Source organism: Peristeroidobacter soli, from assembly GCF_004138485.1.
Taxonomy (GTDB): Bacteria; Pseudomonadota; Gammaproteobacteria; order Steroidobacterales; family Steroidobacteraceae; genus Steroidobacter; species Steroidobacter soli.
This window is the reverse complement of record NZ_RYEV01000008.1, coordinates 249,211-261,670: the sequence shown is the minus strand read 5'-3', so window position 1 is coordinate 261,670 and position 12,460 is coordinate 249,211. Positions and strand designations below refer to the sequence as shown.

General features: G+C 61.4%; 11 protein-coding genes. 9 read left to right on the top strand and 2 right to left on the bottom strand.

The window, feature by feature from the left end; genetic code table 11:
* The 3 genes from EKO19_RS32350 to EKO19_RS32340 are packed head-to-tail and all read left to right on the top strand — an operon-like array spanning window position 1 to window position 2,158.
* A complete protein-coding gene (locus EKO19_RS32350; RefSeq protein ID WP_129781552.1) occupies window positions 1-1,014 on the top strand; it encodes a glycosyltransferase in 1,014 nt (337 codons plus the stop codon).
* Complete coding sequence (locus tag EKO19_RS32345; RefSeq protein ID WP_129781551.1) at window positions 1,011-1,466, top strand: GtrA family protein; 456 nt, start codon at window positions 1,011-1,013, stop codon at window positions 1,464-1,466. The genes EKO19_RS32350 and EKO19_RS32345 overlap by 4 nt, the downstream gene beginning before the upstream one ends.
* Window positions 1,467-1,471: 5 nt before the next feature.
* Window positions 1,472-2,158 carry a class I SAM-dependent methyltransferase gene (locus EKO19_RS32340; RefSeq protein WP_157995540.1) on the top strand — a complete coding sequence of 229 codons (687 nt, stop codon included), beginning with the start codon at window positions 1,472-1,474 and terminating at the stop codon, window positions 2,156-2,158.
* A gap of 6 nt (window positions 2,159-2,164) precedes the next feature.
* On the opposite strand, the gene EKO19_RS32335 is transcribed toward EKO19_RS32340, so the two are convergent.
* Complete coding sequence (locus EKO19_RS32335) at window positions 2,165-3,397, bottom strand: glycosyltransferase family 87 protein (RefSeq protein WP_129781549.1); 1,233 nt, start codon at window positions 3,395-3,397, stop codon at window positions 2,165-2,167.
* A 132-nt stretch (window positions 3,398-3,529) separates the two neighbouring features.
* Here EKO19_RS32335 and EKO19_RS32330 point away from each other — a divergent pair, with 132 nt between their 5' ends.
* The 6 genes from EKO19_RS32330 to coaE all read left to right on the top strand — a co-directional run bounded on the left by EKO19_RS32330 (window position 3,530) and on the right by coaE (window position 10,993).
* Window positions 3,530-5,374: a hypothetical protein gene (locus EKO19_RS32330; RefSeq protein WP_129781548.1), complete on the top strand. Its 1,845-nt coding sequence runs from the start codon at window positions 3,530-3,532 to the stop codon at window positions 5,372-5,374.
* A gap of 211 nt (window positions 5,375-5,585) precedes the next feature.
* Window positions 5,586-6,089, top strand: coding sequence for a pilin (locus EKO19_RS32325; protein ID WP_175597265.1), 504 nt, complete (start codon window positions 5,586-5,588; stop codon window positions 6,087-6,089).
* 248 nt (window positions 6,090-6,337) lie between these two features.
* On the top strand, window positions 6,338-8,041 hold the full coding sequence (gene pilB, locus EKO19_RS32320; protein ID WP_246039009.1) for a type IV-A pilus assembly ATPase PilB: 1,704 nt from the start codon (window positions 6,338-6,340) through the stop codon (window positions 8,039-8,041).
* Window positions 8,042-8,081: 40 nt separating this feature from the next.
* Entirely contained in the window at window positions 8,082-9,299 is a 1,218-nt protein-coding gene (locus tag EKO19_RS32315; RefSeq protein WP_129781547.1) for a type II secretion system F family protein, read from the top strand.
* Window positions 9,300-9,362: 63 nt separating this feature from the next.
* On the top strand, window positions 9,363-10,289 hold the full coding sequence (locus EKO19_RS32310; RefSeq protein ID WP_281281143.1) for a prepilin peptidase: 927 nt from the start codon (window positions 9,363-9,365) through the stop codon (window positions 10,287-10,289).
* A 59-nt stretch (window positions 10,290-10,348) separates the two neighbouring features.
* Window positions 10,349-10,993 (top strand): dephospho-CoA kinase, encoded by a 645-nt coding sequence (coaE, locus tag EKO19_RS32305; protein ID WP_129781546.1) that lies wholly within the window; start codon window positions 10,349-10,351, stop codon window positions 10,991-10,993.
* On the opposite strand, the gene EKO19_RS32300 is transcribed toward coaE, so the two are convergent.
* Window positions 10,981-12,399 carry an OmpP1/FadL family transporter gene (locus tag EKO19_RS32300; protein ID WP_129781545.1) on the bottom strand — a complete coding sequence of 473 codons (1,419 nt, stop codon included), beginning with the start codon at window positions 12,397-12,399 and terminating at the stop codon, window positions 10,981-10,983. The two genes, coaE and EKO19_RS32300, sit on opposite strands and share 13 nt — an antisense overlap.
* Between the last annotated feature and the right edge of the window lie 61 nt (window positions 12,400-12,460).

Genomic DNA, 12,460 nt, shown 5'->3' with positions numbered 1-12,460 from the left:
ATGACTTCCACTCCCGCCTCGTTCAATCCCGACGTAACGCAAAGGACGGCGGCGGCAAACATCGCCGCGCTGGCGCCGCGTATCGCGGTGCTGATCCCGTGTTACAACGAGGCGGAAGCGATCGAGGGCGTGGTCAAGGACTTTGCCACGGCGTTGCCGACGGCCCTCATCTACGTTTACGACAACAATTCGAAGGACGACACCAAGGCTCGTGCCGCGCGCGCCGGCGCCATCGTTCGCACCGAAACCTTCCAGGGCAAGGGCAACGTGGTGCGCCGCATGTTCGCTGACATCGAAGCCGAAGCGTATGTGCTCGTCGACGGCGACGGCACCTACGATGCGGCGAGCGCGGCCGTCATGGTCGACACGTTGCTCTCCAACTCGCTCGACATGGTCAACGGCGCACGCGTCCCCGTATCGACCCTGGCGTTTCGACCGGGCCACGTCTTCGGCAACAGGTTGCTGACCGGCACCGTCGCAGCCATCTTCGGCAATCGCATCAAGGACATGCTGTCGGGCTACCGCGTGTTCTCGCGTCGCTTCGTCAAATCTTTCCCGGCGCTCGCGAGCGGCTTCGAAACCGAAACGGAATTGACGGTACACGCGCTGGAGCTGCGCTTACCGCTCGCGGAAGTTCAGACGCCGTATCGCGATCGTCCGCCTGGCTCGCAGAGCAAGCTCAATACGTTTCGCGATGGCTTCCGGATTCTGCGTACCATCGTCTATCTGGTGAAGGAAGAACGGCCGATGCAGTTCTTCTCGCTGGTGGCGCTGGCGCTGTTCGTAGCCTCGCTGCTTCTCGGTTGGCCCGTGGTGGCAACTTACATCGAGACCGGCCTGGTGCCGCGACTGCCGACAGCCGTGTTGGCGGTGGGCACGATGATCCTGGCGGCGGTGGCTTTCATCTCCGGCTTGATCCTGGACACCGTGACGCTCAGCCGGCGCGAGATGAAACGTCTGCACTACCTGGGATTGCAGGGACCGACGTTTCGAGAGCGGCGGCGGCCATCATGAATGGCGGCAGCGGCGCAGTGTCGTCGCCTGCGCCGGCGCGCCGAACACTTCGCGAAATCCTGAGCTTTCTCGCGGTAGGTGGCGTCGGTTTCGTCATCGAGGCAGTCATCCTCACTATGCTTACGCTGTATGCCGCGTGGTCACCGTGGCAGGCGCGCATTCCATCGTTCCTCACCGCGGTGCTGACTACCTGGGCGCTGAACCGTAAGCACACCTTTGCCGATCGCGGTTTGCAGCGCCGATCAACGGAAGCTTTTCTTTACACGGCCATCCAGGGCGGCGGCGCACTGATCAACCTCGGCATCTTCGGCGTATGCCTGGCGGTGTTGCCGCAATTCGCCAGGGTGCCAGTGATACCGCTCGCCATCGGCGCCGTCGGCGGCTTCGTTTTCAACTACGTGTTGAGCAGCAAGTGGCTCTACTCGCGATTTCGCTTGAGCAAGAGCGGATGACGGACATGCAACAACAAGCGTACACCGGCGTCGACAACCTCGAAGTGATGCAGGAGGCGGTGAATTACAACCGCTATCTGCTCGACACCGTGCGCAAGCATGCCCCCGCGCGCGGCAAGGTTCTGGATTTCGGTGCCGGCGGCGGTCAATTCGCCGGTCCGCTGAGCAAGCAGGGCATGGACATCACCGCGCTCGAGCCGGATCAGCTCTTGCAGCAACGACTGCGCTCACAGGGCCTGCGCGTTGCCGGATCGACCGACGAGCTGCCCGACGCATCGTTCGACTACATCTATACGCTGAACGTACTGGAGCACATCGAAGACGATGCGGCGGCGTTACGAAGCCTGCATGAGAAACTCGTGCCCACCGGCAAACTGCTGATCTACGTGCCAGCATTTCAGGTGCTTTACACGAGCATGGATGCGAAGGTCGGTCACATACGCCGTTACACCCATCAATCGCTCACGCAGCGGGTGAGCGCTGCGGGCTTTCACATCGAACGAGTCGCGTATGCGGATTCGATCGGCTATTTCGCGACGCTGCTCTTCAAACTGATCGGCAACAAAAACGGCGATGTGAGCATGGCCGCGCTCAAGCTGTACGACCGCGCCGTGTTTCCACTGAGCCGCGCGCTGGATGCGCTGACCCAGCGGTGGTTCGGCAAGAACCTGCTGGTGGTCTGCCGGAAGTGAGATAGGTCAGGCGGGGACTGAAGTTTCCGGCGCGCGTCGTGCGCCTTCCAACGCCAGACTGAGCAGCGCTGCCATCAACAGCACCGGGGTGATCGGCAGGCCCGCTCTTCCCAGGTTCATGACCGCTGGCGCAATGGCCGCGGCCACACCCAAGAAAATAGCCGCCGGCCGGGTCAGCCTCTGCGAACCGACCAATATCGCCGTCACCGCGCTCAAGGCCCCCATGTCGTAATTGAATGCGTAGGGAGAGATGACGAAGGTCCCGCACACCAGGTAGAACATTCTCCGCAGTGGATCGGTTTCTTTCCACAACAGCCAGACGATGCCGATCGCCGCAATCACAGTAACCGGCCACTGGATCGCATAAGCCAAGGCAGGAGAAAAACCGAGAGCGCGCACGCTGCCGAACACAGTCGGCATCATCGCCAGAAAGATTCCGCTCCAGTGCGTCATCACCAAGCGCTGATAGGCAACGGTCTCGGTGAGATAAGCCGTCCAGCTCTCGAGTCCGAACAGGGCGATCGACAGCCCCACCAGCACCGCGCAAAAGAATGCCGTCCAACCGATCGCTCGCCAATTGCGATCGAATACCAACAGTACCGGCAGCAGAAAGCCCAACTGCGGCTTGATGGTGAGGAACGCGAACGCTATGCCGCTCAGCACCGGATGGCGTCGCATCGCGGCCAATCCGAACAGCAATAGCGCCGAGGTGAGAAAGCCGTTCTGCGCGGTATCCACCATCATCAGCACATATCCCGTCAAGGCGAGCAACAGGATGCGCCAATCCGATTGCGGAGCGTACTCGCGGCGGAACAGTACGACCGCGGCGGCAAACAACAGAAAGGTGGCGCTCAGAAACACGATCAGTCCCGACTTGAAGCCGAGCCATCCCAGGGGCCACAACAACAGCAGAAAGTGCGGCGGATAGCCCCAGTTGTGAATCGGGTACTGACTGCCGAACAGCGCTTGCATGTGCGCGAAGTAGACGGGCTGACTGAACAAGTCCTGCTGCTGGCCGGCCAGCACCATGCGACCGGCCAACCAGTAGTTGGCGAAATCGCGATTGGCGATGATGATCGACAGTCCGTCCCAGTGCATTCCCTTGATGAATATCAGCAGCGCCGGGACGTAAGCGAAAATGCCCAGCACCGCGAACACGGCGACGCACGACAATGCGGGACGGCTGGGAGCAAAGGCATCGCGTCCTGCAATGCCCGAGTTGGTAGCAATGGTTTTCACGGGAGCCGCGACGAAAACTGAGGTGTGAGTCGCTCTGTGCTTTCAGCCATGCGGTTAACATATCTCATTGCCGGCGTACGGCCGCGAGAACCGCCACACATTTTCGAACAGGACCCGACGCAGACCCTCCACATGGAAACGCAACGTCGAATTCCCTGGGCACTCATCGCGATCTGGCTGCTGGCGAGCGCGCTGGCGGTGCTCTCGTGCAGCCTCAATTATCCCTCTTCCCGATACAAGGACGAGTATCTGCCGGTCGGCAACGACGCGTTCTACCACGCGCGACGTATCGTGGACACCGTGCACGATCCAAAGTCTTTCTACGAGTTCGACAGCAAAATTCACGCCCCCGAAGGCAGCCTGCTGGTTTGGCCTTGGGGCTACGACTACGCCATGGCAACCATCGTGCGCGGCGCGATGGCGGTCGGCATCAGCGACGACCCGGTGGCGATCCTCATCTGGATTCCCGTGGCGGCAGTGCTGTTGAGCGTGGCGCTGTTGATCCTGATCGCTCGCCAAATGGCGCTATCGAACCCAGTGACCTTGCTGGCGGCACTCTGCCTCGCCCTGGCGCCTACCACTCAACTGCTACACGGCTTGGGACAGATCGACCATCACTACGCCGAGTTCATATTCATTCTGGCCGCGCTCGCGGGCGGGCTGGGCTGGCTACGCAGTCCCAAGACACCCATTTATGCGGCTGCCTGCGCTATCGCGCTCGGCCTCGCGCCCTCCGTGCAGAATGGCTCGTTCATTCTGCAGTTGCCGCTGCTCGCCACAGTGTTCGTGCTTTGGTTGCAGAAGACCAGCTTGCCGGCTCGCAGCGCCACCGTCTTCGCCATCTCGCTACTGACGACGACGCTGGCCATCCTGTTGCCGTCCGAGCCATTCCAGACAGGTCGATTCGAGTTCTACACGCTGTCCTGGTTTCATCTTTACATTGCCCTCTGCACGGCGATCACCATCGTGCTGATGAGCCGGCTGCAGCCCACGCGCAAGGGCATCGTCACGTTGCTCGGCGTGAGCGCCTTGTTGTTGATCCCGATCGTGAAGGAATTGTCGATCGCCCAGAGCTTCATCGCGGGAACGCCCGAGTACCTGCAGGGCATCGGCGAGATGCGGCCGCCGTTGAAGCTGGCAAAAATAATGGGCACGGTGGTCCTGTCCAACATGTACTCGTATTTGATCTGGATCACCCCCCTTACCGCCGCGTTGTGCGTGTTCATGGCATGGCGGGATCGCAACAGCCCACGACTGCTGTTCTGGGTCACCTCATTGATGGGGCTGGCACTGCTGTCGGCGCAGGCACGTATGCACTACTTCGGCAGTTTCGCGCTCTATCTGCCGTGGCTCATCCTGTTACAGGACTTTTGCAACCAGCGTCCGGAGCATTTCAAGAAGGCCGTGCTGCTCGCCGGACTGGCGATGCTCCTGCTCTATTTCCCGCCGCTGCGTCATCAGCTGGTGATGCCCATGCCGCTGGCCAACGATCTTTCCTTTCGTGACACGCGCCCGATTCTTGCCACGCTCAGCAGAGCCTGCAAGGACGATCCTGGCATCGTGCTGGCGGACGCTGACGCTGGGCACTACATCCGCTACTACACCGATTGCTCGGTAATCGCCAACAACTTCCTGCTGACTCCTCAACACTTTGAGAAAGTGAACGAAGTGCAGCACCTGCTCACGCTTACCGCGCGCCAGCTCGAGACAGAGGCGCCGCAGGTCAAGTATGTGCTGCTGCGACCTTTCAAAATCGAGCAGCAGAAGGACGGCTCCTTGAGATTCGGTTTCACGGTCAAGCAGCCGCGCCTGGCGAACGATCTGTTGCTCAGCCCCGCAGCCACGGTGCCAGCCGAATATCAGCTTCTGGATGAAGTGCGCTTCCCGGAGCTCAACAACGCTCCGTATGCAAAGCTGTACAGGGTCCGAGGGCGAGACGCCCACCAGACGCCGCCGGCTGGCGACGTCGTTGAATGACGTCGCCAGGTGACGCGGTTTGTCACTTACTGGCACTGATCGCTCATCCCAACCATGACAGGAGCGCCCCACGGACACTGATCCTGGTGCACAGCCGGCCTCCGATCAACAACTTAGGACATTTCAGCAATACTGGCACGGCGCTTGCTCTCTCTTCGCTCGCAGGCCCTGGTGCCGCAGAAGTTCGATTCATCCTCAGGAGATTTTTTCAATGTTGAAGCAGACTCAAAAGGGTTTCACCCTGATCGAATTGATGATCGTGGTCGCGATCATCGGCATTCTGGCTGCCATCGCCATCCCGGCTTATCAGGACTACACGGTCCGCAGCAAGGTGACGGAAGGCCTGAACCTCGCCGCCTCGGCGAAGATCGCCGTGTCCGAAGGCTTCCAGTCGGACGGCACCACCGGCGTGGCCACGGCTGCGGCTCAGTGGAACAACGCCTTCACTCCGACGAAGTACGTGTCGAACGTTGCGATCGACGGCGGCGGCAACGTCGGCGAAATCCGGGTCACCTACGGTAGCGCCACCCAGCAGATCAACGGCGCGTATCTGATCCTGACGCCCTTCATCAACCAGCAAGCTCTGGGCACCGCGACCGAAGGCAACATCGACTGGGCCTGCGGTTCGACGACCCACGCCACCGCCTCCGCCCGCGGCCTGACGCCCGGCGCCGGCACGATCAACCCCCGCTACGTCCCGACCGAGTGCAAGTAATCGCACCCGTTCAGGTCTAGCGACTTGATCGAACGAAGCCCCTCTTGCGAGGGGCTTCTTCTTTAGGGCCGCCCGCCGCAGTGATTGCAAGTGTGACGCAGTCCTCCGCGACCGGGGCTTTCCTGATCCAGAATCGGCAGGTATTTGACAATTGATCGCGACGGCTGCCGCCATCAGACTTAGCCAATTTCCGTAACCGAACCTCGCCACCCTCCATGGCCGAAAACGTCTCAAGCCTCAGTCCACGCATGGTCCTGCAGGGTCTGCCCCAGCGCTTGATCCAGGACGGGCTGGTCGATGAAGCGACCATGACCCAGGCCCTGACCGCCATCAAGGAGGGCGACGGCAACCTGGTATCGCACCTGGTGAGCCAGGGCATCGCCGAGGCGAAGGAAATCGCGATCGCCGCTGCTCAGGAGTTCGGCGCGCCGCTGCTCGATCTGGATGCCATTCAGCTCGACCTCGACGTGGTCAAGCTGGTCTCCGACAAACTGCTCGCCAAGCACCGCGTATTGCCGCTGCTCAAGCGCGGTAAGCGTCTGTTCGTGGCGGTCTCCGATCCCACCAATCTGCACGCCCTGGACGAGATCAAGTTCCAGACCGGCCTGTCCGTGGAAGCGGTGGTGGTCGAGGAAGACAAGCTGCAGAAGATCGCCAACAAGACCATGGAACAGGTCGACACGCAGATGCCGACGCTGGCGGATGACGACCTGGATCTGGAAAACCTCGAAGTCACCGGCGGCGACGAGGATGAAGGCGGAGCGGCGGTCGGCCGCGACGACATCGAAGACGCGCCCATCGTGCGCTTCGTCAACAAGGTGCTGCTCGATGCCATCAAGCGCGGCGCTTCCGACATTCATTTCGAGCCGTACGAAAAGTCCTATCGCATTCGTCTGCGCCTCGACGGCTTCCTGAAAGAGATCGCGAGCCCGCCGGTGCAGCTGGCGATCAAGCTCGCGGCGCGTATCAAGGTCATGTCGCGCCTGGACATCGCGGAACGTCGCGTCCCGCAAGACGGCCGCATTAAGATGCGCATCTCGAAGAATCGCGCCATCGACTTCCGCGTCAGCACCTGCCCGACGCTGTTCGGCGAGAAGATCGTCGCGCGTATTCTCGATCCTTCCAGCGCCATGCTCGGCATCGACGCGCTCGGCTACGAGCCCGAGCAACGCGAGCTTTACTTGAAAACGCTGGCGCAGCCGCACGGCATGATCCTGGTGACCGGCCCGACCGGTAGCGGCAAGACCGTGTCGCTGTACACGGGTTTGAACATCCTCAACAAAGAGGACACGAACATTTCCACCGCCGAGGATCCGGCGGAAATCAACCTGCCCGGTGTCAACCAGGTCAACGTCAATCCCAAGGTCGGCCTGACGTTCGCCTCGGCGCTGCGCGCGTTCCTGCGTCAGGATCCGGACGTGATCATGGTCGGCGAAATCCGAGACCTCGAGACCGCCGAAATAGCGATCAAGGCCGCCCAGACCGGCCACCTGGTTCTGTCCACCTTGCACACCAACGACGCGCCGAAGACGTTGACCCGTCTGATCGACATGGGCGTGAAGCCTTACGCGATCGCGACCTCGGTGTCGTTGATCATCGCGCAACGCCTGGCGCGCCGGTTGTGCAACAACTGTAAAGTACCGATAGAGATGCCTGCCGAAGCGCTGCTCAAAGAAGGCTTCACGCAGGAAGAGATCGACGAAGGCATCAAGATCTACAAGCCGGTGGGCTGCGGATCCTGCACCGACGGTTACAAGGGCCGTACCGGCCTGTATCAGGTCATGCCGGTATCGGAAGAAATCCAGCGCATCATCCTGCAGGATGGCAACGCGGTGGATATCGCCGAACAGTCGGCCAAGGAAGGCATCTGGGACCTGCGCAAATCGGGCCTCGCCAAAGTGAAGGCCGGCGTCACCAGTCTGGAAGAAATCAATCAGTGCACGGTCGAGTGACCGCGCTTACTTGCACAGTCATCGAGCAAGGACCTAGACCATGGCCCAAGTAGCATCCACTCAGCAGTTCCCCTATACGTGGGAAGGCACGGATAAGAAAGGCAAGCGCCTCAAGGGAAAGATGCTCGCGGTGTCCGAAGCCGCGGTGAAAGCCGATCTGCGCCGCCAGGGCGTGCTCGCCAAGAGCGTGCGCAAGGAATCGCAGCTGTTCAAGAGCGGCAAGAAGGTCGATGCCGCGGACATCGCGCTGTTCGCCCGCCAGCTGGCCACCATGCTGCAGGCGGGTATCCCGATGGTCCAATGTTTCGACATCATCGGTAACGGCCACGAAAAGCCCTCGATGCAGAAGCTGGTACTGGCGATCAAGTCCGATATCGAATCGGGTACCTCGCTGCACGAGGCGCTCGGCAAGCACCCGCTGTATTTCGACGATCTGTTCGTGAACCTGGTGGAAGCCGGCGAGCAGGCCGGTGCTCTCGAGACCCTGCTCGACAAGGTCGCCACGTACAAGGAAAAGACCGAGGCGCTGAAGAAAAAGATCAAGAAGGCGCTGTTCTATCCCGCGGCCGTCATGGCGGTGGCCGTGATCGTCACCGTCATCCTGCTGGTGTTCGTGATTCCGCAGTTCGAGTCGTTGTTCAAGGGCTTCGGCGCGGACCTGCCGGCGTTCACCCAGATGGTCATCAACCTGTCGAAGTTCGTGCAGGAGAGCGGCATCTACATAGCCATCGTGGCGGGCGCTGCCGGCTACGCGTTCATGTATTTCAAGAAGCGCTCGCGGCCGATGCGACGTTTCCTGGATCGCATGCTGCTCAAGGCGCCGGTGATTGGCCCGATCATGGTGAAGGCGGCAATCGCGCGCTATGCGCGTACCTTGTCGACGATGTTCGCGGCCGGTGTGCCGCTGGTCGAAGCGCTGACCTCGGTCGCCGGCGCGACCGGCAATATCGTCTACGAGGAAGCGACGCTGAGGATTCGCGACGAAGTGTCGACCGGCCAGCGCTTGCAGCGCTGTATGGAAAGCACCGGGCTGTTCCCGAACATGGTGATCCAGATGATCGCGGTGGGCGAAGAATCCGGCTCGCTGGACGCCATGGCCGCCAAGGTCGCGGACTTCTATGAAGCCGACGTGGACGCGGCCGTGGACGCGATGAGCAGCTTGCTCGAGCCGATGATCATGGCCATCCTCGGCGTGCTGGTCGGCGGTCTGGTGATCGCGATGTACCTGCCGATCTTCAAGCTGGGCGCGGTCGTGTAAGCTACCACTCCATCTTCCAGAAACATCGAACGCCGCGCCCGAGCGCGGCGTTTTTTTAGCATCATGCAAGATCTGCTGGGCGCATCGATGTACCTGCTGACCTCCTCGCCGACGGCATGGACGGTCGCGATGCTGGTGCTCGGTCTGCTGGTCGGCAGCTTCCTCAATGTGGTCATTCATCGCCTGCCCATCATGATGGAACGGGAATGGAAGACCCAGGCTCAGGAAATCCTCGGCTCGAGCCTTTATGAGCCACCACGCGCCGAGCCGATCGAGCAGCAGCCGTACAACCTGGTCGTGCCCCGTTCCGCCTGCCCTAAGTGCGGAGCGCGGATCACGGCGCTGCAGAACATTCCGGTCATCAGCTATCTGTTCCTGCGCGGCGCCTGCGCCAGGTGCAAGACCAGGATTTCCATCCGCTATCCGTTGATCGAACTGTTCACGGGCGCACTCTCGGCCGCGGTCGCATGGAAGTTCGGTTTCACCTGGTACTGTGGAGCAGCGCTGGTGCTCACGTGGGCCTTGGTGGCGTTGAGCGCCATCGACATCGATCATCAGCTGTTGCCCGACGACATCACGCTGCCATTGATGTGGATCGGTCTGCTGCTCAGTCTGGCGGCGACGCTGCCGGAATTCGGCCTGCCCGTCGATCCGGGCTCCAGCATTCCGGGCGCCGTCTTCGGCTACCTGAGCCTGTGGAGCGTTTATAAGCTGTTCAAGCTGCTCACCGGCAAGGAAGGCATGGGCTATGGCGACTTCAAGCTGTTGGCCGCGCTCGGCGCCTGGCTCGGCTGGCAGATGTTGCCGCTGATCATCCTGCTCTCGGCGTTCGTGGGCGCCGTAGTCGGTCTCTCGCTGATCGTGCTCCGTGGCCGCGACCGGAACATTCCCATCCCGTTCGGCCCCTACCTCGCAGCCGCTGGATGGGTCGCATTGATGTGGGGCGATCGGGCGGTGAGCGCCTACGCCACCGTCACGGGTCTGAAATAGCTCACAACTGCTGAACGGGCCAATTGCCCGCCCCGCGCCAGCCTCCTACACTGGCCGCGATGAACGCCACTGCCAACAAGAATTTCCGTCCCCTGCTGATCGGATTGACGGGCGGTATTGCCAGCGGCAAGAGCGCCGTCGCGGAGCTCTTCGCCAAACTCGGCACTCCCGTCCTGGATACGGATCAAATCGCGCGTGACGTGGTCGAGCCGGGCACACCGACCCTGGCCAGGCTGGTCGCGGAATTCGGCAGCGACATTCTGGATGCGAGCGGTCGCCTCGATCGCGCCCGCATGCGCGCTCGGGTATTTGCCGATCCGGAGCAACGCAAGCGGCTCGAAGCAATCACGCATCCGGCAATTCGCGAGGAGCTCACGGCGCGAGCACAGCGTGCGCAGGGGCCTTATCAAGTTCATGTCATCCCGCTGCTCGTCGAAAGCGGGCGCGCGGATCTCTATGACCGCGTGTTGCTGGTGGACACCAGCGAGGAAGATCAGCTGAAACGTCTGCTGGCACGCGACGGCTCGAGCGAAGAACAAGCCCGACAGATCCTCGCCGCGCAGGCCTCACGCGAAGACCGGCTGGACGCCGCCGACGACGTGATCGTCAACACCGGTACGCTGCAGGATCTGCACGAGTTCGTGCAGACCCTGCATCGTAACTACACGGTGCTATCCGAGCGCATCAACGCTCAGAACTTATAGTTCAACTGCGCTGTCACGATATCGATAGCCGAGCTCTGCTCACCTATCAAGAACCCCCGGGCCGCGGCGTTGCCGTCGTCCTGGCGTATTGGCACGTCGCCGGCGAACAGATGCGCGTAGCCGACATCGACGACCCACGCATCGCTTGGCTTCCACTGCGCCCCGATAGCTACCCACGTCCGATCCGGATCCGGCAGCCGAGCTGTGCGAGTGCTATCCGGAACGTTGGTTTCGTCATAAGCCACACCGCCGCGTAGCTTCCACTGATCGTTGAGCTGATACGTAGCGCCCAGCGCGTAACGCCAGGTGTCGTGCCAGCGCTCCGGCGTCACTGACAGCACCGCTCCGGTATCGCGCACGATACGCAGCTCTTGAATACTGCTCCAGCCGGTCCAGGCGATATCCGCCATGAGCTCCACCTGTCCCATGCGGTGATAGAACGAAGCGGTCGCAATGTCCGGCAGCTTCAAGTCCACGCTCACCGGACCGGTCGCAAGCGTTGCGCCCGGCGCCGACGCGGCGGCGATGATCCCCGCGCCGATGGCATTTGTCGAAGTCGGCGCCGTGAAACGTGCGCTGCCCTCGAGCGTGTAGTCGATGGTCGATCGATACGAAAGCCCCACGCGGGTGTCATCGGAGAATTCGAAGAGCACGCCCGCATTCCATCCCCAAGCGTCATCGTCGCCACGCACCGCTGTGTGACCCTCGAGAGCAGCGTTGGCTTGAATCAAGCCCGGCACAGCGATCGCGGGCACCTGCCCCGCAGCCACCAAGGCCTGCAATCCCTGCGCGACGACTGCGGTGTAGTTCACTGAGTTGGTGAGCTCGGCCTGTATGCGCTGATAGTCCGCGCCAATACCAAAACTCAACTGCTTGTTCACCCGCCAGGAGAGCGCGGGATTGAAGTTATAAGTCTTGATCTCGTTATTCAGCGCCTGGAAGCGCCCCATCCAGCCATTGTCGTATTCGAGCTGCAGACCGAATGGCGCATTGATGCCGAACCCGAACGCGAGCTGCTCATTGATCGGCAGTGCGAAATAAGCCGCCGGGACCGCATTCCAACCGCCCGCATCGCCGCCTCCGCCACCTAATGGCTGCCCGAGCGCGGCTAGCGAATTCTGGTTGTTGAACTCCGAACTGATGAGCACGCCGCTCGCCACCACCAGCAACTGCGTATCCGTGAGTTTCGACATGCCCGCCGGATTGTAGAAAATCGTCGTAGCATCGTCGGCCGCCGCGGCCGTGCCGGCGAAGGCGGTGCCGAGCCGGCTCGCACTCTGTTCCAGCAATGCGAAGCCGGATGCGAACGCGCTGGACGATGCACAACACAAAAGCACGCCCACCGGCAATACGTAGCAGCGACGAGCCAGCGTCATATTCACCGCGGACAGGATTCGTTTATTCATGATGGCTTGACTCGAATCAATACAGGGACAAATGCAACAGAATTCAACGCGTCCTTAAATA

Excerpts from the sequence above, each read along its gene's own strand:
- pilB (WP_246039009.1), top strand. The coding sequence starts at position 6,338 with ATGGTCCTGCAGGGTCTGCCCCAGCGCTTGATCCAGGACGGGCTGGTC.
- coaE (WP_129781546.1), top strand. The coding sequence starts at position 10,349 with ATGAACGCCACTGCCAACAAGAATTTCCGTCCCCTGCTGATCGGATTG.
- EKO19_RS32340 (WP_157995540.1), top strand. The coding sequence starts at position 1,472 with ATGCAACAACAAGCGTACACCGGCGTCGACAACCTCGAAGTGATGCAG.
- EKO19_RS32345 (WP_129781551.1), top strand. The coding sequence starts at position 1,011 with ATGAATGGCGGCAGCGGCGCAGTGTCGTCGCCTGCGCCGGCGCGCCGA.
- EKO19_RS32350 (WP_129781552.1), top strand. The coding sequence starts at position 1 with ATGACTTCCACTCCCGCCTCGTTCAATCCCGACGTAACGCAAAGGACG.
- EKO19_RS32315 (WP_129781547.1), top strand. The coding sequence starts at position 8,082 with ATGGCCCAAGTAGCATCCACTCAGCAGTTCCCCTATACGTGGGAAGGC.
- EKO19_RS32310 (WP_281281143.1), top strand. The coding sequence starts at position 9,363 with ATGCAAGATCTGCTGGGCGCATCGATGTACCTGCTGACCTCCTCGCCG.
- EKO19_RS32330 (WP_129781548.1), top strand. The coding sequence starts at position 3,530 with ATGGAAACGCAACGTCGAATTCCCTGGGCACTCATCGCGATCTGGCTG.
- EKO19_RS32300 (WP_129781545.1), bottom strand. The coding sequence starts at position 12,399 with ATGAATAAACGAATCCTGTCCGCGGTGAATATGACGCTGGCTCGTCGC.
- EKO19_RS32325 (WP_175597265.1), top strand. The coding sequence starts at position 5,586 with ATGTTGAAGCAGACTCAAAAGGGTTTCACCCTGATCGAATTGATGATC.